General features: G+C 53.6%; 25 protein-coding genes. 15 read left to right on the top strand and 10 right to left on the bottom strand.

Annotation, left to right across the window (positions count from 1 at the left end; translation table 11 throughout):
- Positions 1-85: 85 nt before the first annotated feature.
- A complete protein-coding gene (locus tag B0D95_RS13825; RefSeq protein WP_078044440.1) occupies positions 86-511 on the bottom strand; it encodes a hypothetical protein in 426 nt (141 codons plus the stop codon).
- A gap of 261 nt (positions 512-772) precedes the next feature.
- Here B0D95_RS13825 and B0D95_RS13820 point away from each other — a divergent pair, with 261 nt between their 5' ends.
- Positions 773-982, top strand: coding sequence for a cold-shock protein (locus B0D95_RS13820; protein WP_007638858.1), 210 nt, complete (start codon positions 773-775; stop codon positions 980-982).
- 181 nt (positions 983-1,163) lie between these two features.
- Positions 1,164-2,936, top strand: coding sequence for an ABC transporter transmembrane domain-containing protein (locus B0D95_RS13815; protein ID WP_078044439.1), 1,773 nt, complete (start codon positions 1,164-1,166; stop codon positions 2,934-2,936).
- 95 nt (positions 2,937-3,031) lie between these two features.
- On the opposite strand, the gene B0D95_RS13810 is transcribed toward B0D95_RS13815, so the two are convergent.
- The 5 genes from B0D95_RS13810 to B0D95_RS13790 form a co-directional block, all read right to left on the bottom strand.
- Positions 3,032-4,225, bottom strand: a complete 1,194-nt coding sequence (locus B0D95_RS13810) for a lytic polysaccharide monooxygenase (protein ID WP_078044438.1) — start codon at positions 4,223-4,225, stop codon at positions 3,032-3,034.
- A 328-nt stretch (positions 4,226-4,553) separates the two neighbouring features.
- Positions 4,554-5,837 (bottom strand): phosphate regulon sensor histidine kinase PhoR, encoded by a 1,284-nt coding sequence (phoR, locus tag B0D95_RS13805; RefSeq protein WP_078044437.1) that lies wholly within the window; start codon positions 5,835-5,837, stop codon positions 4,554-4,556.
- Between the two features lie 150 nt (positions 5,838-5,987).
- Entirely contained in the window at positions 5,988-6,686 is a 699-nt protein-coding gene (gene phoB / locus B0D95_RS13800) for a phosphate regulon transcriptional regulator PhoB (RefSeq protein WP_078044436.1), read from the bottom strand.
- Between the two features lie 129 nt (positions 6,687-6,815).
- Positions 6,816-7,640 (bottom strand): 4-hydroxybenzoate octaprenyltransferase, encoded by an 825-nt coding sequence (gene ubiA / locus B0D95_RS13795; protein ID WP_244904624.1) that lies wholly within the window; start codon positions 7,638-7,640, stop codon positions 6,816-6,818.
- Between the two features lie 136 nt (positions 7,641-7,776).
- Positions 7,777-8,400, bottom strand: a complete 624-nt coding sequence (locus B0D95_RS13790; RefSeq protein WP_246841609.1) for a chorismate lyase — start codon at positions 8,398-8,400, stop codon at positions 7,777-7,779.
- A 136-nt stretch (positions 8,401-8,536) separates the two neighbouring features.
- On the opposite strand from B0D95_RS13790, the gene B0D95_RS13785 reads away from it, so the two are divergent.
- Complete coding sequence (locus B0D95_RS13785; RefSeq protein ID WP_007638849.1) at positions 8,537-8,812, top strand: HU family DNA-binding protein; 276 nt, start codon at positions 8,537-8,539, stop codon at positions 8,810-8,812.
- Between the two features lie 80 nt (positions 8,813-8,892).
- Entirely contained in the window at positions 8,893-10,194 is a 1,302-nt protein-coding gene (locus tag B0D95_RS13780) for a dicarboxylate/amino acid:cation symporter (protein WP_078044434.1), read from the top strand.
- Here the strand turns inward: B0D95_RS13780 and B0D95_RS13775 are convergent.
- Entirely contained in the window at positions 10,191-10,901 is a 711-nt protein-coding gene (locus B0D95_RS13775) for a hypothetical protein (RefSeq protein WP_078044433.1), read from the bottom strand. The two genes, B0D95_RS13780 and B0D95_RS13775, sit on opposite strands and share 4 nt — an antisense overlap.
- Before the next feature lie 165 nt (positions 10,902-11,066).
- Positions 11,067-11,705 carry a hypothetical protein gene (locus B0D95_RS13770; RefSeq protein ID WP_078044432.1) on the bottom strand — a complete coding sequence of 213 codons (639 nt, stop codon included), beginning with the start codon at positions 11,703-11,705 and terminating at the stop codon, positions 11,067-11,069.
- A gap of 216 nt (positions 11,706-11,921) precedes the next feature.
- Between B0D95_RS13770 and hisB the strand changes: the two genes are divergently transcribed.
- The 6 genes from hisB to hisF all read left to right on the top strand — a co-directional run bounded on the left by hisB (position 11,922) and on the right by hisF (position 15,338).
- A complete protein-coding gene (gene hisB, locus B0D95_RS13765; RefSeq protein WP_078044431.1) occupies positions 11,922-12,551 on the top strand; it encodes an imidazoleglycerol-phosphate dehydratase HisB in 630 nt (209 codons plus the stop codon).
- Between the two features lie 3 nt (positions 12,552-12,554).
- A complete protein-coding gene (gene hisH, locus B0D95_RS13760; RefSeq protein WP_078044430.1) occupies positions 12,555-13,211 on the top strand; it encodes an imidazole glycerol phosphate synthase subunit HisH in 657 nt (218 codons plus the stop codon).
- Positions 13,212-13,341: 130 nt separating this feature from the next.
- Positions 13,342-14,070 (top strand): 1-(5-phosphoribosyl)-5-[(5-phosphoribosylamino)methylideneamino]imidazole-4-carboxamide isomerase, encoded by a 729-nt coding sequence (gene hisA, locus B0D95_RS13755; RefSeq protein WP_078044429.1) that lies wholly within the window; start codon positions 13,342-13,344, stop codon positions 14,068-14,070.
- A 14-nt stretch (positions 14,071-14,084) separates the two neighbouring features.
- The gene (locus tag B0D95_RS13750; RefSeq protein WP_078044428.1) at positions 14,085-14,324 is read left to right on the top strand and encodes a DUF4160 domain-containing protein; all 240 of its coding nucleotides are present in this window, start codon (positions 14,085-14,087) and stop codon (positions 14,322-14,324) included.
- Positions 14,284-14,547: a DUF2442 domain-containing protein gene (locus B0D95_RS13745; RefSeq protein ID WP_078044427.1), complete on the top strand. Its 264-nt coding sequence runs from the start codon at positions 14,284-14,286 to the stop codon at positions 14,545-14,547. The genes B0D95_RS13750 and B0D95_RS13745 overlap by 41 nt, the downstream gene beginning before the upstream one ends.
- A 17-nt stretch (positions 14,548-14,564) precedes the next feature.
- Positions 14,565-15,338 (top strand): imidazole glycerol phosphate synthase subunit HisF, encoded by a 774-nt coding sequence (hisF, locus tag B0D95_RS13740; RefSeq protein WP_078044426.1) that lies wholly within the window; start codon positions 14,565-14,567, stop codon positions 15,336-15,338.
- Positions 15,339-15,428: 90 nt separating this feature from the next.
- Here the strand turns inward: hisF and ppk1 are convergent, their stop codons facing one another.
- The gene (gene ppk1, locus B0D95_RS13735; RefSeq protein WP_168172455.1) at positions 15,429-17,504 is read right to left on the bottom strand and encodes a polyphosphate kinase 1; all 2,076 of its coding nucleotides are present in this window, start codon (positions 17,502-17,504) and stop codon (positions 15,429-15,431) included.
- 177 nt (positions 17,505-17,681) lie between these two features.
- Positions 17,682-17,999 (bottom strand): DUF4156 domain-containing protein, encoded by a 318-nt coding sequence (locus B0D95_RS13730; RefSeq protein WP_078044424.1) that lies wholly within the window; start codon positions 17,997-17,999, stop codon positions 17,682-17,684.
- A gap of 260 nt (positions 18,000-18,259) precedes the next feature.
- Here B0D95_RS13730 and B0D95_RS13720 point away from each other — a divergent pair, with 260 nt between their 5' ends.
- From B0D95_RS13720 to uvrD, 5 genes are all read left to right on the top strand, one after another.
- Positions 18,260-20,446 (top strand): di-heme-cytochrome C peroxidase, encoded by a 2,187-nt coding sequence (locus B0D95_RS13720; protein WP_078044422.1) that lies wholly within the window; start codon positions 18,260-18,262, stop codon positions 20,444-20,446.
- Between the two features lie 120 nt (positions 20,447-20,566).
- Complete coding sequence (locus B0D95_RS13715) at positions 20,567-22,228, top strand: serine hydrolase (protein ID WP_078044421.1); 1,662 nt, start codon at positions 20,567-20,569, stop codon at positions 22,226-22,228.
- Positions 22,229-22,276: 48 nt separating this feature from the next.
- Positions 22,277-23,116 (top strand): CPBP family intramembrane glutamic endopeptidase, encoded by an 840-nt coding sequence (locus B0D95_RS13710; RefSeq protein ID WP_078044420.1) that lies wholly within the window; start codon positions 22,277-22,279, stop codon positions 23,114-23,116.
- Positions 23,117-23,304: 188 nt separating this feature from the next.
- Positions 23,305-23,727, top strand: a complete 423-nt coding sequence (locus B0D95_RS13705) for a hypothetical protein (RefSeq protein WP_078044419.1) — start codon at positions 23,305-23,307, stop codon at positions 23,725-23,727.
- A gap of 108 nt (positions 23,728-23,835) precedes the next feature.
- Positions 23,836-26,058, top strand: coding sequence for a DNA helicase II (uvrD, locus tag B0D95_RS13700; RefSeq protein ID WP_078044418.1), 2,223 nt, complete (start codon positions 23,836-23,838; stop codon positions 26,056-26,058).
- The last annotated feature ends 43 nt before the right edge of the window (positions 26,059-26,101 follow it).

Genomic DNA, 26,101 nt, shown 5'->3' with positions numbered 1-26,101 from the left:
TATGGGGCATCCTACGCTCTGCGCCGCACAATAAAGAGCCCCGCGAGTAAAACAAATTCAACCAATTTTTAGATAGATGGAGCCATCACTCACAATTGTTTTGTAATTTGGCGATGGCTTCCGCATAGAGCGGTTGCAATAGCGCGAGTTGTTCATTGCCCAAATACTTCTGGGCAAATTCCCAGGGCGCAACGCCGTTGTGCCAATCGCAATTCACTACGGCAAGGGTTGCCAGGTTTTGCGCAACGGATGTTTTTAAATAGGGGCGATAATTCTTGTCCTGCGCGAATTGTGCAAACTTATCCAGCTCGGCCACATAAAAGTTGGCGTCGCGCGTAAATGAAACTTGATGGATGCCCGCTTGTTCCATAATCGCTTTTACGTACAGGGGTTTTAAGGTCGCTGCCGTGGCGGGCCAATCGGACAAGGTGAAGGTGCCGGTCTGCGCCAGAGTGGTGTTGGAAAAACAGATTACCAGTAATAAGAAGCTGCGTTTTAAGAATGACAACATGATGATTTCCGCCAAAATAAATGCCCGGGAATTATACCTTCTGCGCCCCGCACGGGTGACAGCGCCGGGAAAAGTTAAATGATTGACTTTGCCTCAAAGGCGTGTAGACTTGGGCTCAGCTTGAAAGTACGTCTAATATTTATGCACCACATTTCGAAGTTCCAGTAATAGAATTTTGTCCTGTTTACATAAGTAATTCCCACATTTCCAGCACAATCGCCCCTCGGGGTAATCCTTACTTTTGTATTAATAGGTAACACTATGTCTAAAACTACTACTGGCACTGTAAAATGGTTCAACGAAGCTAAAGGTTTTGGTTTCATCGAACAAGAATCTGGCCCAGATGTTTTCGCTCACTTCAGCGCTATTTCTGGTTCAGGCTTCAAAACCCTGGCCGAAGGCCAAAAAGTTAGCTTCACTGTGACCCAAGGCCAAAAAGGCCCACAGGCTGAAAACATCACCGCTATCTAATTCCTTACGGATTTAGAAGTGTGATTAAAAAGGCGAGATGAGAATCTCGCCTTTTTTATTGCCGCTATTTTATGACTGCCCCCCCGGCCTGACAAAGGTCACCACTCACTCCCCCGCTGCTTGTATTTAGATTCCGCTCCCCCAATCTCCTGCTGATCTGTCACTCCCTTTGGGAATTCTTATGTCCACTGCTTTGACTCGCCGCCAGATTCTGGTCGATTTACTCATGCCTTATAAATCCCGTATTGCCGCTGCGCTGCTTGCCTTGGTGATTGCGGCCGGTTGTGTGTTGTTGATCGGGCAGGGCCTTAAACAGGTGATCGATAAGGGGTTTGTGGCAGGGAGTGCGGAGTTGCTCAATATCGCCTTATTGGGATTGTTGGGCGTCATTTTGCTGATGTCGGTGGCGACCTATGCCCGTTTTTATCTGGTCTCCTGGTTGGGGGAGCGCATTACGGCTGATTTGCGTCGCCGGGTGTTCGCCCACCTGCTGACCTTGTCGCCGGTATTTTTTGAGCAGAATCGTACGGGCGATGTGCTCTCGCGCCTGACCAATGACACCACCCAGTTGGAGACGGTGATTGGTTCCAGCGTCTCCATGGCGTTGCGTAACGCACTCTTATTGCTCGGCGGTCTGGTGATGTTGGCGGTGACCAGCTTGAAGTTAATGGCGTTGGTGCTGGTGGCGATTCCGTTTGTGCTGGTGCCGATCATTGCCTTTGGGCGTCGGGTACGCAGATTGGCGCGCGCGAGTCAGGATTCGGTGGCCCATGTTGGCGCTTATACCGACGAGGTGATCCACGAAATTCGCACAGTACAGGCTTATGGGCATGAAGCGGCGGCGGGTTCTGTGTTTAATCAGCGGGTGGAGGCGACCTTTGCCACTGGCGTCAAACGGGTACAGCAGCGAGCGCTGTTAGTGGCGGCAGTGATTACCCTGGTATTCAGTGCGGTGGCCCTGATTTTATGGGTCGGTGGCCACGATGTATTGGAGGGGCGGATCAGCGCGGGCGAGCTGTCGGCCTTTATTTTTTATGCGGTAATTGTGGCCAGTGCCATGGGCACGATTTCGGAGGTGATTGGCGAGTTGCAGCGCGCTGCCGGTGCGACCGAGCGTCTGGTGGAGCTGCTGGCGACACCTTCCAGCTTGCCACTGTGTACAGATCCCCTGCCCTTGCCGCAACCCGCTGCCGGTTTGGTGGAGATGCGCGCGGTGCATTTTGCTTACCCTTCCCGGCCGGATACACCAGTATTTGCGGGATTTGATTTGCGGGTAAATCCCGGTGAAAAAATTGCCCTGGTCGGCCCATCCGGTGCGGGCAAAACCACGGTATTCCAACTGCTGCAACGCTTTTATGATCCAGCGGGCGGTCATGTGCTGCTCGATGGCGTCGATCTGAAAGATGCCGACCTGCACGCGGTGCGTGCGCGCATTGCCTTGGTGCCGCAGGATCCGGTGATCTTCGCTGCCAGTGTGCGCGACAACGTGCGTTACGCTCAGCCGGAGGCGACTGACGAGCAAGTCATCGCCGCGTGTGAGGCGGCATTTGCGCTGGAATTTATCACCCAATTGCCAGAGGGATTGGATACCTATTTGGGGGAGCGTGGTGTGCGCTTGTCCGGCGGGCAAAAACAGCGTATCGCCATCGCGCGTGCAATTCTGGCGGATCGACCCATCCTGTTGCTGGATGAGGCCACCAGTGCACTGGATTCCAATAGCGAGCAGGTGGTACAGCAGGCGCTGGAGCGGCTCATGCAAAATCGCACCACCATTATGATTGCGCACCGCTTGTCCACGGTAGTCAATGCGGATCGTATTCTGGTGTTGCAGCAAGGGCGCATTGTGGCGACGGGCACCCACACTGAATTACTGGCGCAGAGTGAGCTTTATCAACAACTGGCGCGCTTGCAGTTCCAACAGGAATCACCGGGCGAGCAGCCACCGCTGGTGTAATGGGTGGGTGAAAAAAACGGCCATCCCTGAGGATGGCCGTTTTTTTATGCAGTCCGGAACAGACTTGCAGGACAGTTCCGGTCAAGCAGGTGCGATTACTGGCAGCTGCGTACCAGCGACCAGGCATTTTGCCATGCCCAGCCAGTACCTGGCGCATAGGGGCCGCCAACAGTACACCAGCCGCCAACAGTACATTGATACTCACTGCCCGCATTAACGACTTTAGCGCCGGTCGCGTAGGTAGCACCATTTACGTAGGCGGGAGATGTGCAGTTACCGGTAGAGACAGATGAGGCTACGCTGGATGAACTGGGTGCAACGCTGGAGCTGGAACGGCTGGATGAGCTAGGCGCAACACTGGACGGTGTGGATGAAGTGGTGGAGCCACCGCATGCTCCCAAATCCAGCCAGTGAGCGTATTGGCCATTGCTGCTCTCCGGGTTGTTACCTTGAGTCCAGTAGTTAGCCTGGTAACGCTTGCCGTTGTGTTGTACTTGGGTTGGGTTTTGGTAAGCAATGGTTGGATTCCAGATACCCAAGCCAGCACAGGTGTTATTGGAAATGCTGGAACCAGTCGAGGAGTTTGAGCTAGTCGAGGCCACGGAGGACGCTACTGAAGAGTTTCCACCGCCATTACCATTGCCGTAGTTTACGTCAATACATTGATAGAAGCCTTCAGCTGCGTCTCTTTCCCAGTCACGTTGCCAGATGCTGTATACGATGTGACGGCCAGTACGTTGTGGCATCTGAACGGTGTGGTAAGAGAATTGTTCCTGATCCGCTTTACCTGAATCGTGAATCAATTCCAGATCAGACCAGCGCAGTGGTTGCGCGTGGTTGTAACCTTCTTTGGTGATGTAGTAACGGAAGTACATGGTTTTGTGTGCAGCAGTGTTAGTCCACACAAATTGCAATGGGCCTGCACTGACGTTGGTCGCTGGCCAGTCGGTGCGCGCTAAATCCATACCATAAAGGTTAGAGCGGCCTACGGAGCAAAGACGGCCATCCGGAATAAAGTATTCGTGGTTGTCGCGCACACCGCCGACAGCCACTTCCTGTGGGGTGTAGAGGCCGCCGTTACCGGCCGCTTTGGCGGCGATACAGGCTGGGTGAGTCGGGTTTTCAATGCCGTTTTCTTTACACTGAATCACACGGCTTTTAGGCGATGATACATAACCATGTGCGCTGGCATCGGCGATGGCAAACAATGAACTGAGGCTGATGATTAAGGCGGATACACCGCAGTTTTTAAGGCTGAGGCGTGAGTGCCACTTATTGATGTTGTTCACTCTGAATCTCTCCTACGGGAAGTAAATAATAATAACCGGTGTCACTTGAGTGACGCGGCAACTTCAGTGCAGTCATTCCCGGCAGGGTGGCGCCAGGGAATTTTGCATCAGCGGTGAGTCTAAAATGACAACGTTGTACTGGCGAGTTCGACTTTCAGTTTGGACAGTAATAGTTTGGGTAAAGCGTTCGAGTTTTGGCATTAATTGTGATTAATGCGGAGGAAAAAAATACGTTTGCTGCAAAGCTGAAAAAATTGTGATGCGCATCACTTTTGTGGTGTGAGGCGCAAATGCGATAAAAAATAATGAATGCAGTCGTTGCGGGTTGTTACTGCGGCAGTGCAAAGACGCAAATAAACATACTGCCTTTGCCCAATTCGCTGGTAATTTTTAACTCGGCGTAATGGCGCATTAATACGTGTTTTACAATCGCCAGACCTAATCCTGTGCCACCAGTGCCGCTATTGCGGCTGGCATCAACGCGGTAAAAGCGCTCGGTCAAGCGCGGAATATGTTGGGCTTCTATGCCGGGGCCATTATCGCTGACCGAGATGTAGAAATTCTTTTGATCCTGCCATAACAAAATCGTAATGCGCCCTTCTTCCTGGGTGTATTTGATGGCGTTAATCACTAAATTGGAAAAGGCACTGTGCAGTTCCTTTTCATTGCCCGGCAGCAACAGTGGGCGTGTTGTGTTGTTGCACACCAGCGTGAGTTGCTGATTTTTTTCCTTGCTGAGTACTTCAGCTTCACTTTTTACAATGCTGAGCAATTGTTCGATATTGATGGGCTTGTGATTATGGCCCGCTTCCGTCGTCTCCAGTTTGGACAGCACCAATAAATCGTTGATCAGGAGCGACATGCGTTTGGCTTGCTGCAGCATTTGCTGTAGCGGTTTATCCCAACTGCGCACTGTGTTGTTATCGGCGAGGGTTTCCACGTAGCCGTTGATCACTGTCAGTGGTGTACGCAATTCATGGGAGACGTTGGCGATAAAATCCTGGCGCATTTTTTCCAGGTTGTGCAATTGCGTCACATCACGCACCACAATCAAGCGCTCGTGTTTACCAAAGGGCGTGATTTGAAATTGCAGGTATTTGGAGGGAAAACGCGGCGAGGGAATTTCCAGTGGCTCACCGTAATTGCCCTCTTCAAAATAGGTCACAAACTTGGGGTGACGAATAAAATTGATGACCGATTGGCCCTGGTCTTTGGTATTCAGGGCGAGCATGCGATGGGCGGCGGGATTCCAGAAATCCAGGTGGCCGCGGGCGTCCAGAATAATCAGACCATCCTTGAGGGCAGAGCTGATTTCCTGAATGCGCTTGATCACGGCTTGCAGGTTATCTTTTTCAATGCGCTGGTCGCGCTGCAACTGGTAGATGTTGTCGAAAATCTGCCCCCAGATACCACTGGCCTCGGGCGGGTGTTCGCTCTCGCGTTTGAGCAGCCATAGGTTCAGGCGGCGCATCTGCCACAGCATCCACACAATGTAGGCGCCGCAGCCCAGTAGCAGCCAGAGTGCGTAGTTGTCGCTGAAAAAACCGACCACACTGCAAATGGCGAGAATAATCAGAATGCGCTGGAGTTCAGCGCTGAAACCTTTTAACAAGACCTAAACCTCGTGGCACAAAAGCGAGCACAAAGAGACGGACAGTCCTGCAAGACCATCGGAGGGATGGATCCCGACGATGAGCCTCCAGGGATGGATTTACGGCGTGTCTTGCAGGACTGTCCGTCTCTTTGTGCGAATTCAGGGTAATCAGGCTTCGATGCGGGTGGAGAAGCGATAGCCTGTTCCGCGTACGGTCTGGATCAGGTCTTCGTGACCGTCGATGGTCAGCGCTTTGCGCAGGCGGCGGATATGCACATCGACCGTGCGCTCCTCCACATACACATTGCCGCCCCACACATGATCCAGCAGTTGGCTGCGAGTATAGGCTCTTTCTTGATGGGTGAGAAAAAACTCCAGCAGGCGATATTCGGTGGGCCCCATATCGACTGACTGATCGTGGATGGTCACGCGGTGACTGGCCGGGTCCAGGCACAGGCCCTGCACGGTGATGGGCGCAGCGGTAATTTGCGGGTCGGCGCGGCGCAGAACCGCTTTCAGGCGGGCAACCAGTTCGCGCGGCGAAAAGGGTTTGGTGATGTAATCGTCGGCGCCTACTTCCAGCCCCTGGATTTTGTTGTCCTCTTCGCCCTTGGCGGTGAGCATGATAATGGGGGTGCTGGCGGTGACTTCATCGCGCTTCAGGCGACGCGCCAGTTCTATGCCGCTGGTGCCGGGCATCATCCAATCCAGCAGAATCAGGTCGGGTTTTTCGTCGATAATCAGGCTGTGGGCATCCTGCGCATTGCTTGCCTCCAGCACTTGGTATTCAGCCATTTCAAGCGCAACGCGCAGCATATCGCGAATGGCGGATTCATCGTCGACGATAAGGATTTTACGACCGGTCATAATTGTCTGCCTAGATAAAACCTGGGTAAGCTTCACGGGTTTGTGAAGCTATTGTTGCAGCTTATTTAATAAGTTCAGTGTTACATATTTATGACAGGCTAAAAATTTATGCCGCTACTTCAGTGCGTCCTAGCGAAAGTAGTAATCGGTAGCGACCCCGACAAATATCGCCACACCTACCCAGTTGTTGTTTAAAAACGCCTTGAAGCAGGCCTCGCGTGCGCGAAAACGAATCAGCCATTGTTGATACGCAAACAAACCACCTGCCACCGCCAGGCCCAAGTAGTAGAGCAGCCCCAATGCAAAGCGGTCTCCCACCAGAATCAGCGCGTAGAGCGACAGTATTTGCAGTATGGCCGTCATGAGGCGATCCTGCTCGCCAAACAAAATCGCGGTGGATTTCACCCCGATTTTCAAGTCGTCGTCGCGGTCTACCATGGCATAAAAGGTGTCATAAGCCACTGTCCAGAGTACGACGGCGAGGTAAATCAGCCAGATATTTTCATGCAGCGAACCCGCTTCAGCAGCGTAGGCCATGGGCACGCCCCACGCGAATGCGGCGCCCAGTACTACCTGTGGCAGGTGGGTGTGGCGCTTCATAAACGGGTAGCAAAAGGCGAGCAATAAGCCGCCTACCGACAATTCGATCGTGAGCAGGTTAGTCATCAGCACCAATACAAATGCCAGCAGGCACAGGCCGATAAACAAGCCGATCGCCTCTCGGCTGGAAATGGCGCCGGTGGCCAGTGGGCGATCTTTGGTGCGCGCTACGCTGCCATCGATCTTGCGGTCGGCAAAATCGTTAATCACACAACCGGCGGCGCGCATCACAATCACACCCAGGGTAAAAATCAGCAGGTTTTTCAGGCTGGGCACCCCCTCGGCGGCCAGCCACAGGGCCCAGAGTGTCGGCCAGAGCAACAGCAGGGTGCCTATGGGGCGATCCATGCGCATCAGGCGCCAGTACAGCGGCAGCTTGTGTTTGAGGGTGGCGACAATACCTTGTGGCAGGCCAGTGTGTGGAGGTTTCATCGCCGCGGTGGATTTAGCCGCGCGGCGCGGTTTGTTGGGAGTTGTCATAAGCCAGATTTCAAATAAAAGCCGTCGTTAGAGGTAATGACTTGTTATTGGTTGTTATAGGTTGATGTCCGTGCAACTGCTCGCACAGCGCGGGCAGGAACACCTCGCTCACCAACAGCGGTTTACCTTTCAGCGCAAATACCGAACGTCGTCCCCACAAGGGATAGGATTGAGCGATGGCGGCAGGCACATAGCCATCATCGGCGTTAAATGCCGCCACTGCAATGGGGCTGCGTGTTAAGTGCGGCTGACTGAACAAAAAGGCACCCAAGGGGCGATTGCCCTGTTTGCGCAAGTGGCGTAATTCGCCAGTGAGGCTGGACAGGGGCAGCACGCTGCGCGCAAACACCCAGGGCTGCTGGTGGCCGCGCAATACTACCTCGCGGATCAGTGCATAACCGGGGCGCGGCATATGCAATGCGCGCTGCTCATCAGGGCTTGGCAGGGCGATGGTCTGGCGCAACACATCCACAGCAAAGTGGTTATCGCTGAGTGCGATCAGGCGCGCGGTGAGCGAGCCACTGTCATCCAGCCAGGTGTTTAGCATGGCGGGCGGGCGGCACTGGGGGGCAAGTTGCCGGCGCGGGCACCAGCGGGAACGGCGGTGATGAACTATGGCACTGGGCAAAACCATCTCCTCTGCCTGGCTGTGAGCGGGCGCAGTTTATCAGCTTGTATTGCCCCGAGTGAGGAAAAACCGGTGCCAAGTCTGCCGCAACTGACTGCAAGCAGGTAAACTCCCGTCTGCTACTACTAAAGGAGAGCTCATTATGCATAAGACCGATATTGTTGTTGCCCTGGCAAATACCACTGACCTGGGTGTAAATAAGGCGGACCTGGTTGTCTCGGCATTTATCGAACAGATCACCAATGCCTTGGCCCGCGGTGAATCGGTTGCCCTGTTGGGGTTTGGTTCTTTCAACGTCAGTGAGCGCGCCGCGCGCGAGGGTCGCAACCCACAGACTGGCGCGACTATCCAGATCGCGGCGAGTAAAACCGTGACCTTCAAGGCCGGTAAAGCCCTCAAAGACGCAGTCAACGAATAAGCTTTACCTTCTTGCCCTGCGGTGCTTAGTCGCCGCAGCGTTCTTTCCTCGACATTCCATAATTCCAAGAGGCCTCATCTATGTCCCTGACTAACAAGATTTTGCTCGGCATGTTGCTGGGTATTGTGGTTGGCGTGATTTTTAACCTGATTCTGGGCGTGGATGAGGTCAACAAAATTCCCACCACCCCGCATGGACAATGGCTGCAGACCTTTGTCATCAATGGTGTACTGGATGCCATTGGCCAGGTGTTCGTGGCCTCGCTCAAACTGCTGGTTGTGCCCCTGGTATTTGTCTCGCTGGTGTGCGGTGCGGCATCGCTCGGTGGCCATAGCCGCATGGGTGCGCTGGCCACCAAGACGATGGCGCTGTATTTATTGACCACCGCGTTGGCCATTGCACTGGCGATGGGGGTGGCGGTAATTGTGCAGCCGGGTGGTGATGTGGATATGGCCCTTGCCTCCAGTTTTGAAGCGCCAACTGCCCCATCAGTTAAAGATACCTTTGTAGGCATATTTCCCAGCAACCCGATTCAGGCGATGGCCGAAGGCAATATGCTACAAGTGATTGTCTTTTCAATTCTCTTTGGGGTGGCGATTGCCCGTACGGGAGGCACTATCGGCGCCAACATGGCGGCCTTTTTTGAGAACCTGAATCAGGTTGTGCTTAAAATGGTCATGCTGTTGATGCAATTGGCACCTTATGGCGTGTTCTGCCTATTGGTGAAATTGTTTGCATCCCTGGGGTTTGGCGCCATTCTGGATCTGGCCAAGTATTTCTTTACTGTGCTGTTTGTCTTGATGCTGCACGGCTTGGGGGTTTACGGCGTGTTGCTGAAAACCTTCTCCGGGCTGAATCCGGTGATTTTTTTCCGCAAAATGTGGAAGGTCATGGTCTTTGGTTTTAGTACTGCTTCCAGTAATGCCACCCTGCCGATCACTATGCGCACCGTTGAGCACGATTTGGGGGTGGACAACAAAGTATCCAGCTTTTCGGTGCCGCTGGGCGCCACCATCAATATGGATGGCACCGCCATTATGCAGGGTGTTGCTACCGTCTTTATCGCCCAGGCCTACAACATCGATATTGGTATTGCGGGTTATTTGATGGTGATTCTTACCGCCACCCTGGCTTCAGTGGGTACTGCCGGTGTGCCCGGTGTCGGTTTGGTGACCCTGGCGATGGTGTTGCAGTCGGTAGGTTTACCGGTGGAAGGGATTGCACTGATTATCGGGGTGGATCGCTTTTTGGATATGGTGCGCACCGCCGTCAATATTACTGGCGATGCGACAGTGTCAGTGATAGTGGCAAAAAGTGAAGATATGCTCGATGAAACCCGTTTTCACAATATGAAGCTCAATGCCGAGACCGACCCCGTCTAGTGACGGGTGGCGGTTTCGTCGTCATTGTTGTCCAGATCAAATTCCACGCTGATGGACAGGTCTTCCACCAGACAGGGCCAGCGTTCCAACTCCCGCGTCCAACCGTTCACCCTATGGGTAATCACGTAGTCTTCTATCTGCTCACCGCTAAAGCCCTGTTCATCCAGCAGCAGCTCTGCCGAAAAGAGCACGGCCTGATCCAACTCATTGGCAAAGGGTTCACCAATCAATTCATGGGCAATCACGTTGGCCAGGGTCATATCCATGGGCGCCAGCGGAATACCGCTTTTCGCCATAAAGCGATCATTCACCTCTTCCAGCAGGCGATGGGCAAGGTAGGCCTCATCCAACAGCGCTTGCAACTGGCTGTGGGAGTCGACAATCGAGGGCGGCGATAAAAAGTAATCGCTGGCGATTTTCAGCAGCGGTTGGACGTCCTCATAAATACCCGCTTCCTGTGCCATGGTGCGTATGGCGTCGATAAAGTCAGGCACGTGTTTGATGTAGCGCACCACAAAATCGGCGAGCTTTTTGGTGGCCTTATCAGCCGGTAATTTGATGGCGTTATGCAGGTGCCCTTTGCGGCACTCGACAAATTCGAGCAATTTGCCCGACACCGAATCCTGCTCCTGCGCTTGACGGATCAGTTGACGGATTGGATTCAAGGGGTCATTCATAGTGCCCTGATACTGGTTATAAGTAATCACATTTATTGTCCTTCGCGGCGCCTGCTTCAACGAGCGGCGCTTTAAAAGTAAACCATGCCAGTGCAAATGCAAGTGAGTCTTAATAACGTGTTTTTATAAGAAATGGCATAACTGCCGAAATTCACCTGATGCCCTGTCATAGGACATCAGGTTTATGGGTGTCGCTTAAAACGCGCCGGAGAGCTTCAGGCGCACACTGTTGTCTATGTCGCCGGTAAAATACTGTTGGAATTGCAGGCCTAAATCCAGGCGACCCAAGGTCTGGCCTATGCCGATCACGCCATAGAGTCCGCCATCAATTTCTATATCTTCCGCGTAGCAGTTGCGGCAATTGCTGATGCTGCGCTCTGACGCCAGAATGCCGCTCAGGCCCCCGCGTATGGTCACAAAGGTCATGTTGTCTTGCCCGAAACGGTACTTGGGGCCGTATTCGGCAAACAGCATAAAAGCATTGGCATCGGACTCTTCATAGTCGACATCGCCATCCCAATAGTCTTCAACATATTGACCAAAGGCCGCATTATCGCGGTAGAACAGCAGGTTAACGCCCAGTGACAGGGTGTTTTCGCTGTTGCTGGAATAGTATTCGGCAGCGCCACCCACGGCGGTGGCGGTTTTTTCAATGAACTGCGTCGCCGCAGCCTGTTTGTCAAAAGTGATGTGATCAACATGGCCCGACCAGCTCCAACCGGTGTAGTTGGCATTGGGCTGGTTGTTCTGTGATGCCGCCAGCGCCGACAGGCTGGTCATCAATAAGGCGCTGGCGAGCAGGGTGCGGCGGGTGTTAAGCAGGTAACTTTTCATAGTGATAATCCGTTCAGGTAAAAAAGTGGCAAAAGAAAAAAGGGAAGAGTAGTCGGTGATTTGGGCATCCGGTAGCGGACTTGGATGGAATTTTGAGCGGCCGAAACTGTATGTCTACTTAACAATCGTGCTTATAGCGCAGCTTTCCGTGAATTTGGCGCCCCGAGTCTATATAATTCGCGCATCTTTTTAGCCTGCTCCCTGCCGAGTGTATTTATGACCGATTCAACCCCTTGTTCTGACCCTCTTACCCCCAATCAACGGGTTGCTACTGTAGCTCGCAACACCCTGGAAACCAAAATCAGCGTCAGCCTGAACCTCGATGGCGCCGGAAAAGGCGTATTCAATACCGGCGTGCCTTTTCTGGAACACATGATGGACCAGATCGCCCGCCACGGCATGATCGATCTGGACGTCACCTGCGACGGCGATACTTACATTGATGATCACCACTCGGTGGAAGATATAGGTATCACCATCGGTCAGGCCGTTGCCAAAGCCGTGGGCGACAAAAAAGGCATCCGTCGTTACGGCCATGCCTATGTGCCGCTGGATGAAGCTTTGTCGCGCGTAGTGATTGATTTTTCCGGTCGCCCCGGTCTGGTGATGCACATCCCTTTTACCCAAAAGCGTATCGGCCAGTTTGATGTAGAGCTGTTCTGGGAGTTTTTCCAGGGCTTTGTCAACCATGCCGGCGTCACCCTGCATGTGGACAACCTGCGCGGCCACAATGCCCACCACCAGATCGAAACCGTATTCAAAGCCTTTGGCCGCGCCCTGCGTATGGCCTTGGAAAAAGATTCGCGTATGGAAGGCATTATGCCCTCCACCAAAGGTAGTCTCTGATTTATGGCCAATGCTAAACAGACGGTCGCCGTTATCGATTACGGCATGGGCAACCTCCACTCGGTAGCCAGTGCCCTGAGTCACGTCGCCCCCGAACAAGATGTCGTAGTAACCTCCGACCCAGCGGTAGTAGCCGCTGCTGACCGTGTGGTTTTCCCCGGCGTGGGTGCGATCCGCGACTGTATGGCAGAAATCAAACGCCTCGGCTTCGATCAGCTGCTGCGCGAGCAAATCGCCACCGGCAAACCGGTACTGGGGATTTGTGTGGGCATGCAGGCGCTGATGGATCACAGCGAAGAAAACAGCGGTGTGGATTGCATTGGTATTTTGCGCGGAAACGTACGCTTCTTCGGCGAAAACCATCGCGATGCGGCAGGAAATCATCTGAAAGTGCCGCATATGGGCTGGAATCAGGTGCATCACAACGAGCATCCGCTCTGGGCGAATATCCCACAGGATAGTCGTTTCTATTTCGTGCATAGTTTCTACATTTTGGCCGATGATGCCAGCCAAGTTGCTGCAACTTGCGATTACGGTTTGCCATTTCACGCGGCATTGGCACAGGGCAATTTGTTTGCGGTGCAATTCCACCCGGAGAAAAGCCATACGGCGGGATTGCAGTTACTGAAGAATTTTTTACAGTGGGATGGAAAAATCTAAATCCCCCCTGGCCCCCCTTTTTCAAAGGGGGGGAATTTGAATGCACCTCGAAATGGTTGCGAAGTGAGTTCCTGTCCCCCCTTTGAAAAAGGGGGTTAGGGGGATTCAACAATATTAAGAGATCGATTAGATGTTAATTATCCCCGCAATTGATTTAAAAGACGGCCAATGTGTGCGTTTGCGCCAGGGTTTGATGGACGATTCCACCGTGTTCTCCGATGATCCCGTCGCCATGGCAGCACAATGGGTGCAACAAGGCTGTCGCCGTTTGCATTTGGTCGACCTGAACGGCGCCTTTGAGGGTAAACCGGTCAACGGCGGCGTGGTTACCGCCATCGCCAAAGCCTACCCTAACCTGCCAATCCAGATCGGCGGCGGAATTCGCAGCGCGGAAACCATTGAGTACTACCTGAATGCGGGTGTGCAGTACGTGATTATCGGCACAAAAGCGGTGAAAGAGCCGCAGTTTGTGACTGATATGTGCAAACAATTTCCTGGCCACATCATCGTTGGTCTGGATGCCAAAGACGGCTGGGTTGCCACCGACGGCTGGGCGGAAGTGTCCAATGTCCAAGCCTCTGAACTCGCCAAACGTTTTGAGCAAGACGGCGTAAGCAGCATCGTTTACACCGACATTGCCCGCGACGGCATGATGCAAGGCGTGAATGTGCAGGCGACTGTCGCCATGGCTCAGGCCTCCAGCATCCCGATTATCGCCTCCGGCGGCGTCACCAATATGGACGATATCATCGCGCTCAAAGCCGAAGCCCATAAAGGCATCTGTGGTGCTATCACCGGCCGCGCGATTTATGAAGGCACATTGAGCATGGCGGAAGCGCAGGCTTACTGCGATCAATAAAGAGACTAAGTGCGATGAGCCCCACTGTCTTTAGGGAAAAAGGCTATAGATTCTTCTTTTTCTCCCGCGAGGAGGAAGGAGTGCATGTCCACGTAGTGGCCGCCGATGGTGAGGCGAAGTTTTGGTTGCAGCCGGAAATTGAATTGGCGCGAAACCATCAGTTTTCGCGCCAGCAATTGAAAGAGATCGAGTCCTTAATTGAGGTTCACTACCATGAGCTTATCAACGCTTGGCAAGAACACTTCGGCGGTTGAAATTACCCATATATCAGCACACGGCGTTTGGCTGCTGAGCCATGGAAAAGAGTTGTTTATGGCGTATGTGGATTTTCCTTGGTTCAAGGATCAGCCCGTAGGCGCAATACTTAATATTGAAGAACAAAGCCCCGGCCATTTTTATTGGCCGGATATGGATGTGGATCTCACCGAAGAGATGATCGAGCATCCCGAACGATTTCCTTTAAAAGCCAAAGTCTGATTGGTTAAGAGTTATTTATGGCCCTCGCAAAACGCATAATTCCCTGCCTCGATGTGGACAATGGCCGTGTGGTCAAAGGTGTGCAATTTCTGGATATCCGCGATGCGGGTGATCCGGTGGAAATCGCCAAGCGCTACAACCAGGAGGGGGCGGATGAGATTACCTTCCTTGATATCACCGCTACCCATGAAGGCCGCGCGACGACTGTGCACACGGTGGAGAAAATCGCCAGTGAGGTGTTTATTCCGCTCACCGTGGGTGGTGGAATTCGCACGGTGGAGGATATACGCATCATGCTCAATGCCGGTGCGGATAAAGTCAGCATCAACTCGGCGGCGGTGTTTAACCCGGACTTTGTAAAAGCAGCGTCTGATCGCTTTGGTGCCCAGTGTATTGTGGTGGCGATTGATGCCAAGAAAGTGAGCCTTGAAGGTGAAACGCCGCGCTGGGAGATTTTCACCCACGGTGGCCGCAAACCCACGTGTATTGATGCAGTGGAGTGGGCAGCCAAAATGGCGGCCTATGGTGCGGGCGAGATTTTGCTCACCAGTATGGACGGCGACGGCACCAAAAAAGGTTACGACCTGGGTGTGACGCGCGCTATTAGCGATGCCGTACCCGTGCCGGTGATTGCGTCAGGTGGTGTGGGTAATTTGCAGCATTTGGTGGATGGCGTGACCCAGGGCCGCGCCGATGCGGTGTTGGCGGCGAGTATTTTTCACTTCCGCGAATATACCTTGCAACAAGCCAAAGAGTACATGCGTGAGCGCGGGATAGAAGTGCGTTTATAAACGCGAACGCTACAAACCGATCGCACAAAAAAAGCCAGCCCATATGATTGTGGGCTGGCTTTTTTAATGGGCGATTGGGCAATGCTCGCCCTAGGTGGTGACGTGTGCTGACCAGCGTTCCAACAAAATGGCCTGTGCATCGATGGCTTCTTCGCCCTGCTGTGGCTGGCTGGGAAGGTAACTGCCATCCGCCTGCAATATCCAGGCGTGGGTATTATCGCGCAGGTATAAATCCAGATCTTCCAGAATGCGATCGCGAATTTTTTTGTGCTTGATGGGGAAGCAGGTTTCCACGCGGTGAAACATATTGCGCACCATCCAGTCGGCGCTTGAGCAGTACAACTCCGGGTTGCCGTTGTTTTCAAAATAAAAGACGCGATGGTGTTCCAAAAAACGGCCAATAATAGAGCGCACGCGAATGTTTTCCGATTGCCCTTTTACGCCCGGTCGCAATTGGCAGACACCGCGCACAATCAAATCAATTTGCACACCGGCTTGTGAGGCGGCGTAGAGTTCATTCACCAGTTCTTCATCGTAAAGTGAATTCATTTTGGCAATGATGTGCGCAGGTTTGCCCTGCTCGGCATTTTCTTTTTCGATGCGAATGCGCCGGATCATCCCTTTGTGCAAGGTGAAGGGCGCATAGAGCAGGGATTCCATTTTGGAGGCTTTGCCCATGCTCGATAATTGCAAAAAGACGCGGTAGACATCCTCGCCCAAATCCTTATCCGAGGTGAGCAAACCATAGTCGGTGTAGATTTTACTGGTGCGTGGATGATAGTTGCCGGTGCCCAAATGCACGTAGTAACGCAGCTTGGTGTTTTCGCGACGCGCCACCAAAATCATTTTGGCGTGGGTTTTAAAACCGACTACACCGTAAATCACGTGAATACCAAAACGTTGTAAGCGCTCGGCCAGCGCCACGTTTTGCTCTTCATCAAAACGCGCGCGCAATTCCACAATGGCGGTGACTTCTTTTCCGGCTTTGGCGGCGGCGACCAGTGCATCCACAATCGGTGAATTGGAGCCCGTGCGGTACAGGGTTTGTTTGATCGCTAATACATTCGGGTCGGCGGCGGCTTCGCGCAAAAAATCCACCACACATTGAAACGAATCAAACGGGTGATGCAGTAATAAATCCTGCTTTTGCAGCACTTCAAAATAGGAGTTGGTGCGCTTGGGCAGTTTGGGCATGGCCTGCACAAAGGGTTTGTAATAGTGCTGCGGGTCTTTGATTAAATCGAACAAATCCGCAAAGCGGTTGAGGTTGACCGGGCCGTTAATACGGTACAGGTCGCGCTCTTTAATTTCGCAGCGCTGCAATAAAAATTGTTCCAGTTCGCTGGGGCAGGTATCGGTAATTTCCAGGCGCACTTCATCGCCGTATTGGCGATAGGCCAGCTCGCCTTGTACGGCGCGCAGCAGGTCATCGGTTTCCTCTTCGTCGAGAAAAATATCCGAGTTGCGGGTGAGGCGGAATTGATAGCTTTCCATCACTGTCATACCGACAAAAATCTCGCCCATAAAAAAGTGAATAATGGAGGAAACGAACACAAAGGCGCGTCCTTTTTCGACCAGATCTTTGGGCAGTTCGATGATATGTGGCAGCGAGCGGGGCACCTGCACAATGGCGCGCCCGGAGTTGCGCCCAAAGGCATCTTTACCATCGAGTTTGACAATAAAGTTCAGGCTTTTATTGAGGATGCGCGGAAAAGGGTGCGCCGGGTCAAGGCCGATAGGGCTAAGTACCGGCAGCACTTCCGATAAAAAAACCTGCTTTAAATGCAGTATTTGTTCCTGGGTCCATTCGTCGCGGCGCAGCACATAAATATCGTTGCTGTGCAGCACCGGCAGCAACTCTTCGTTGAGGATGCGATATTGTTCATCCACTAACTGATGGGCGCGCAGGGAAATTTCGTTCAGGGTCTGGGTTTGGGTCAGGCCATCCGGCCCTTGGGTAGGTGGGGCATTGCGCTCCAGAATCTCCACCAGACCGCCCACCCGCACCTCAAAAAACTCGTCGAGGTTGGTGGAAAAAATACACAAAAAACGCAGCCGTTCCAGCAGCGGCAAGCTGCGATTATAGGCTTGGTGCAGGACGCGTTTGTTGAATTCGAGCAGACTCAGCTCGCGATTGAAATAGGCGTTATCCACCTTGTACCTCATGACTCGCTTCATGTAAAACCAACAGATTGCGCCAGATTATGGCAATTGTGTGACAGAAATAAGACAACACTGTGCCTGCTGTAACACTAGCAAAGAATTAGCGCGGTGGATGAGGGAGGGAGGTAAAAAAACAAGGCCTGCAGTAGCAGGCCTTGTGAGCGGATCAGTGGCGGGCGATCAGTTGCACTTGTACACATCAAAGCTTTGGCGACCATTGTTCACCAGGCTGGCAGGCACAATGGTGTCGCCGCCGAAGGCGCTGGCTTCGTTGCGTGCCATATTGGTCAATTCAGTGGCCACTTTATTGGGATCGCGCTTCATTGAGCCGACAAAGTTATCTTTCACTTTCACATTCACGGTGCGGACTTTTTCACAGCTGCGCACGTTGGCGGCGTTGGCTACCGCGACGTTGGCACCTTGTTCGTTGACTTTTACCCAGGTACAGGCACTGGTCAAGGCAACCATAGCAACCACTAACAGAGACATTTTTTTCATCGACAGATCCTCGCAGGTGATGGTGGGGAAGCCGCGTGGTTAGCATTTAACCACCAGCCCAAAACTCGCGGCTACACTAATGCCAGTGGGCCTCAGTTGCAAGTCTTGCCCGCGAGTGAGGGCGGGCACCGGCGCGAATAAATTTGAGCAATCGCAATCGGCAGTAGTATCTTTAGCGGGGTCGCATCCCTGTGCGTCGGCCCAGCCTTTACGAATAATGTGAATCAACGATAGGACAATCCCCAGCGAGGACTTTACCAATGGGTTCATCACCACAAGGTGCTTTCCATCACCTGTTCAGCCGGCAAAATATACGGCGCTTGATTAAACTGCTCATACTGTTTGGTTTCTTGATGTCGATCACCCTGGCGATTGGCAAGCTCTATCAAAAGTGGGATGACGATCCGGATCGCGGTGCGCTGGCGATTCAGAACGGCACCTTTGGCGAGGATTATTCTACGCCGCTGTATCTGGATCAGGGCTGGAGCGCTAATGACAGCCTCTGGTACTACAACACGACACAAGGGTCGGCGCTGATCCCCTACGACTTTTTTATCGCGCTGGAGCAGGCGGAATTCAACGAGCCGTTTCGCTCCAATAGCCTGATCGACAAATACCGTTACCTGCCACAAAAGCCCACCTTCTTTAATCCGGATGGGTTGCCCGTTGGCTTTGTCAAAGAAGGTTACAAGGGCAAGGATTACATCGGCTTCACCTGCGCCGCCTGCCATACCGGACAGGTCAACTATAAAGGCACGGCCCTACGCATCGACGGTGGCCCGGCGCTGGCAGATATGGTGGGCTTTCTCACCGAACTGGAAAAAAGCATGACCCGCGCCCTGACCGATGCGGAAAAGAACGAGCGCTTTGTGCGTAATGTGCTGGCGCTTGGCAACAACTATAGTCGCGCGGAAGAGGTGCAGCGCGACCTGAAGCGCTGGACGCGCAAGGTCAACCTTTACAACACCATTAATCACTCCCGTGTCGACTATGGCTATGCGCGCCTCGATGCGTTTGGGCGCATTTACAACCGGGTGCTGGAGCATGTGATCAGCCGTCGGCAGGTGCGCGACGTATTGCTCGGCGCCACCAAAGCCGATGGCGATACCAATTTGATGACCGCCGCCCAGGTCGACAAGGTGCTCGACAATATCAGTGAAACCATTATTGGCGATTTGCAGTTCGCGAAGATTATCGAGCGGCTGATGTCGACCGATGAGGGGTATCCGGGCTTGGGTATGGTCGATATGGAACGGGTGAAAACGCTTATTTTCAATGAGCCCAACGCACCGGTCAGTTACCCCTTCCTGTGGGATATCGCCCAGTCCGATTATGTGCAGTGGAATGGCTTGGCGAGCAATGCCGCCATGGGGCCGCTGGGGCGTAATACCGGTGAGGTGATTGGCGTCTTTGGTATTCTGGATTGGACCGCCCGTGAGCGCGGTTGGAGTTTATCGTCCTTTTTAACGGGACAAAGTGGCAAAAGCTATCAAATCGACTTTAGCTCCTCCATTGATCTGGTCAATTTGTCGCGCCTGGAATCCCACCTGAAAAGCCTGACCTCGCCGGTCTGGCCCACTATCGATACCGGCACCAAGAACCTTGAGCAGCAAAAAGCCAATGCGATTTTTGGCGCCCTGCCTGAATGGCGTATCGACTATGCCAAGGTGCGGCGCGGCCGCAAGCTGTACGCGGAGTATTGTGAATCCTGCCACGAGGTAGTTGACCGCACCGATTGGGATCGCATCCTGGTGGCCAATATGTCGAATATTGATGTGGTGGGCACTGACCGCGCCATGGCGGAAAACAGCGTGAATTACACTGGCTATTCGGGCAACTTCAAAAATACCTACCAGTCCGAGAGTGTCGGTTCACTGGTGATTAAAGACCGCGCCCCGGTGGTGCAAATTTTAACGGCGGCGACCATGGGTGAAGTGGCGACCGAGCCAGACCCGGATAAATGGTGGCCGCGCCGCGCAATGGATTGGCTCTATTTAATGGCCAAATCCTTTTTTGATAATGAAATTAAAGCCAGTGTAAAATCCGGCAATTATCTTGCGGATACCACCGCAGCGCCCTATCAATCGCTGCTATCCTACAAGGCGCGTGCACTCAACGGCATCTGGGCGACAGCGCCCTACCTGCACAATGGTTCGGTGCCCAGCATCTACGACTTGTTGCTGCCGGTGAAGCGCCCGGGCGATCCGGAGGAGGGTGAGTACCGCCCCAATGAATTTATCGTTGGCAGCCGTGAATTTGATCCTATCAAAATCGGCCTGCGCAGCGAGGGTTATCCCGGCTTTGAATTCAAAGCCACCAAGCGCGGCGACTTTAACAGTGGTCACGAGTACGGCACTATCCATGCGCCACCGGTCGAGGGTCAGCCACAGGAGCCTTTGACCGACAGTGAGCGTTGGGATTTAGTCGAATACATTAAAACTTTGTAGCTACTGCACGGGTCAAAGGATCGATAACGCCACTCTCTTCACGCCCGGCATTCGCGGCGGGTGTGAGCAGGGTGGCGTTGTTGCATGTGGATTACCCCAATTTGAGTTGCCCGACGGCGTATGTTGTTAACGATACCGAATCTCTGGAAAACACCCCGCTGCCGCCCGCTGCGCTGGCACCTGCTGACACTTGTGCTGGCAGCCGCCGCGCCGCTGGCCACAGCAGATACCAAGCGCGTCACTGTACCTATCGCCTTGCCGTTTCAGCAGCAGAGTAGCATCCAGGCCAGCTCGGCACCTGCTGCGGTAGCGCCCTCGGCCTATAGCGTGCAAACCACCCAATTCACCCAAACGGCTACGCCGTCTTCCGCCGCAGTATCCAGTGCGGCGCCTGTCGCCAACCTGCCCAGCTCAGAGCCTGCCGTAGTCGCCCAGCCCCTTGTGGCGCTACCAGTGGCTGTGGTCTCGTCGCTGGCAGCCTCAAGTCAGCCTGCGGTACTGCCGGACAACACCGCGACCACCGTCGCCACACCGACTCCGGCAGTCGCAGCCAGCAAGGCCCAAGCCTCTTCGGCGGCAGCCAAGCCAGCGCCCGCCAACGCCCAGGTTGCCAAGGCCAAACCTGCGCCGGAACCGGCGATCAGTATTCCGTTGGTGACCACGGCGCCGATCAAGGCACCGCGTTATCCCGCTGGGCACCCGGAGGCGTTTGTCGCGGAGTTTGAGGATTATGTCGCCCATAAAATTGCGCCCTTTGTACCGGGTGTGGCCATAGTGGTGGTCTCGGGTGGGCAGATTAAATCCCTGCAAGGCTTTGGTGTGCGCCGCGCCGGTACCCGTGAAAAGGTCACGCCCGACACTGTATTTCGCCTGGCATCGCTCTCCAAACCGGTCACTGCGACAGCCGCTAGCGTTTTGGTCAATGAGGGAGGAATCAGTTGGGATACGACGATCACCTCGGTGCTGCCCAAGGTGGGGTTCAAAAATACCCGCTACGGCAACCAGCTCACCCTGCGCCACGCGCTCAGCCAATCCTCTGGGTTACCGCGCCACACCTATAGCCACTATATCGACCAGAACATGAACTATGCCGATGTGGTCAGCCGCTTGCGCTACGTCAATTTTGTCTGCCCGCCGGGCAAGTGCTACGCCTACCAGAATGTGGTTTACAGTTTGGCGGGGGATATGATCAAACAGAAATCGGGCATGAGTTTTGAGTCCTATGTAGGCAAAAAAGTCTTTGAACCCCTGGGCATGCGTACGGCGTCCTATGGTTTGAACAGCTACAATGCTTCGCCCAATCGCGCCTCGCCCCACATTGCCAACGGCAAGCGTTGGGTGCCAACGGCGGTGGTATCCAACTGGTACAAAGTGGCGCCTGCCGCCGGGGTCAATGCCAGTATTGTGGATATGTCCAAATTTTTGCTGGGGCAGATTGGCCGTCGCCAGGATGCACTGCCGCTGGCGGTACTCAAACCGATCCAATCGCGGGTGACAAAAAATACCCCTGAGCAGAATTACTACGGCGTGCGCAAAGCCGTGGACAATACTGCCTATGGCCTGGGGTGGCGGGTGTTTGATTACGGCCGCAACAAGAATTTTGTCCATCACGGCGGCCATGTAAAAGGGTTCCGCACCGAGATGGTGTTTAACCGCGACTTGCAGATCGGTATGGTATTTCTCTCCAACTCCGAAACCCGTCTGGCGCGCGATGTGATTTTCAAGTTTTTGGATATGCACGAGCGCGCGCAACAAGCCGCCCGCGCCGCCAAAAAACGCTAAGCGATAAGATCAATAACCCGATTCCATCACCATCGCCGAGGGACAACTATGGCACTGGCCGCCTTGCACCCGCGCCGCATCATGCAGGCGCTGGATGCCATCGATGCTGAAGCACCGTCTTACAGCCTGAGCCGCCCGGCTGCCTTGCGCCGGGTATTCGCGGTACTGGCTGCCGTCTGTGTGAGCCTGTTGATCCTTCACTACAGTCGCTACTCGACAAATTTCCACGCACTGTTGGGCTATTTGGGGCAGTGGCGCATGCAGGATGCTCACTATTATTTGCGCGCGCTGGAGGCCAGTGGCTGGTTGGAGCTGGCGGGTTATGCCTGGTGGACGGGCTGCCACCTGTTCACCTTTATCCTGATTCCCTGGTTGGTTATCCGCTGGTTGTTCAAGGAAAAGATGATCGATTTCGGCTGGCGCTGGAATCAGGTCGGCGCCCACTGGCGCGGCTATTTGCTGTTACTCAGCCCGATCCTGGTATTTGTGGTACTGGTCAGCTTTGGTGAAGACTTCGTCAACCACTATCCCTTTTACGGTTTGGCCGGGCGCAGTTGGCTGGATTTCCTGTTGTGGGAATTGCTCTACATGAGCCAGTTCATCTTTCTGGAATTCTTCTTTCGCGGCTTTATGTTGAATGCCCTGCGTCCTGCACTGGGTGCCAATGCCATCTGGGTGATGTGTGTTCCCTACCTGATGATTCACTTCCCCAAGCTCTGGCTGGAAGCCACCGGGGCGATTTTGTTTGGTCTGTTCCTCGGCATCCTGGCGCTGCGTTCCCGTTCGATTTGGGGGGGCGTTCTGGTGCATGCTGGCGTCGCCCTCAGCATGGATATCGCCGCCCTGCTGCGCAAACAGGAAATGCCTGGATTATTTTTTTCTTTATAAACGCCTGCTTATAGCTACAAATAATGATGTGGCTTGGCGCCTAAAAACACCTCTGTAAAATCAACAACTTGGCGCTTAAATTTTCATTTTGGCGGGTGCTTGGGGGATAAATCTGATTATTGTGTGACTTGCATCACTATTTATTGCTGCTAGAGTCACAAATACTCCGACCCTTCAGGAATCTGGATATGGCCAGCAATAACAGCAGAATGACCTTTTCAATTGGCGCTTACGCCCTGTTGGGTGTGTTGTTTGGTCTGGCGGCGATGCTGTCGATGAATGCCTCTGCCGCCTATGCTGACTGTTCCTCTCCTACCTCGTCCGGCGTAGCACATGATTGCCTGACCCTGCACTTACAACCCCAACTGGCAGGCTTATCGGGCAGTGAAGTCCGTCATGACCTCACCCTGGCCGCCGCCAACAGTGTGGTCGCCGTGCTTACCCCGCAAGCCCATTCACTGGCCGCACCTTCAGCGCAAAGTGCCGGGTTTTATGTCAATCAGTCCCGCAGCACCGATCAGCACTTGTCCGAAACCCTGCCACTCCTGTTGCTGCTGGTGGGGCTGGTAGCGGTGTTTTTAATCCGCGCCAAAAGCCTCAATAACAAGTGATGTGGCCAGCGCCATTCCACAAACCTGAGCCCCAAGCCAAAACAAAGATAGTCATATGTATATCTAGCCAGTAAAATCCCCGCATTCATGCATTTACTGGCTTAGGTTATGGACGTTTCCCTCCTCCTCGATCAACTCAACACCGAACAGCGCGAAGCCGTGTCGGCTCCGGCGACCAACCAGCTCATCCTCGCCGGTGCGGGCAGCGGTAAAACCCGCGTATTGGTTCACCGCATCGCCTGGTTGATTCAGGTGGAGCAGATGTCGCCCTATTCGATCATGGCGGTGACCTTTACCAACAAGGCCGCGCGCGAAATGCGCAGCCGGTTGGATGAACTGTTCAGCCAGAACAATCAATACATCAACAGTCGCGCCATGTGGGTAGGTACTTTCCACGGCTTGGCCCATCGCCTGCTCAAAGCCCATTGGCAGGACGCCGACCTGCCGCAAAACTTCCAGATTCTGGACAGCGACGACCAGTTGCGCCTGATCAAGCGCATTTACCAAGCGCTCAACCTCGATGAAAACAAATGGCCGCACAAACAGGCGCAGTGGTACATCAACGCGCAAAAAGACGAAGGCCTGCGCTCCCGCCACATTCAGGAAACTGCCGATCCTTTTGTGCGCACTATGCTGCAGATTTATCGCGCCTACGAAGAGGATTGCCAGCGCGGCGGCATGGTGGATTTTGCCGAAATCCTGCTGCGGGCCCATGAATTGTGGCTCAACAAACCGCACATCCTTGAGCACTATCGCCAGCGCTTTCCGTTTATTTTGGTGGACGAATTCCAGGACACCAACAGTGTGCAATACGCTTGGTTACGGATGCTGGCGGGTAAAGAATCGCGCGTGACCGCGGTGGGCGATGACGATCAATCCATTTACGGTTGGCGCGGCGCCAAAATCGAAAATATCCAGCGCTTTTCGCAGGATTTTGCCGATACCCATATTTATCGCCTCGAACAAAATTACCGCTCCACCGGCAATATTCTCAAAGCCGCCAACGCGGTGATCAAACACAACTACGGGCGCCTCGGCAAAGAACTGTGGACGGAGGGCGACAAGGGCGATCCTATTTCACTTTACGCCGCCTACAACGAGCAGGACGAAGCGCGTTTTATTGTGGAGCGTATTCAGGATTGGGCGCGCAAAGGGCACGCGAAAAAAACCATTGCGATTTTGTATCGCTCCAACGCCCAGTCGCGGGTATTGGAAGAGGCGCTGCTGCGCGAGGCCATTCCCTATCGCATCTACGGCGGCCAGCGCTTTTATGATCGTCTAGAAATTAAAAATGCCCTCGCCTATATGCGCCTCATCAGCAACCGCCACGATGACGCTGGTTTTGAGCGGGTAATCAACACGCCTACGCGCGGTATTGGCGGTAAAACCGTGGACGATATTCGCCTGTTCGCACGCGAACAAGGTTGCTCACTCTGGGCAGCGGCAGAGCAAATGCTCGCCAACAAAGTGCTCACGGCGCGCGCAGGCAATGCACTGCAATCCTTTTTAAGTTTGATTAACAAGCTCGCGCAAGACGCCAATGACATTGATATTCACGGCGATACGCCGGGCCTGGATGCCATCGCCAAAATGGTGATAGAAGACACCGGCTTGCTGCTATTCCATCAAAATGAAAAAGGTGAAAAAGGCCAGGCGCGCGGCGAAAACCTGCAGGAATTAATCACCGCTTGCCGCGCTTTTGAGGCTGAAGAGGAAGACAGCGAACTCACCCCGCTGCAACAATTTTTGGATACCGCCGCGCTGGATGCCGGTGAAACCCAGGCCGATGAATTTGAAGATGCAGTGCAATTAATGACGCTGCACTCGGCCAAGGGGCTGGAATTTCCACTGGTGTTTTTAGCCGGTGTGGAAGAGGGGTTGTTCCCGCATAAAATGTCGGCGGACGACCCGGATCGATTGGAAGAAGAGCGACGCCTGTGTTACGTGGGCATCACTCGTGCTATGGAAAAGTTATTTATCAGTTATGCCGAAACCCGTCGCTTGTACGGCAATGAAACCTTTAACGCGGTGTCCCGTTTTGTGAAAGAAATTCCTGAAGATTGTATCGAAGAAGTGCGTTTAAAAACGGCGGTCACCCGCCCTGTGAGCGTCAAACGCCCACTTACCCAGCCGTCCAATCGCCAACCCATGTATGACACTGGCGAAGACACCGGCTTCCGTCTTGGCCAGCGCGTCACTCACCCCATGTTTGGCGAAGGTGTTATCTTGCAATTTGAAGGCTCGGGTCCCAACGCCGTGATTCAAATTAAATTTGCAGAATCCGGCATCAAGCGCTTGGTAATGCAGTATGCGAAGTTGACGGGGTTGTAAATACTGGAATATTTACATACAGATGTAGCTAATTAAGCTACAT

Origin of the sequence: Cellvibrio sp. PSBB023, from assembly GCF_002007605.1 — a bacterium.
Lineage (GTDB): Bacteria > Pseudomonadota > Gammaproteobacteria > Pseudomonadales > Cellvibrionaceae > Cellvibrio.
Note: the sequence above shows the minus strand (reverse complement) of the source record. Positions and strands in the feature narration are given on the sequence as shown.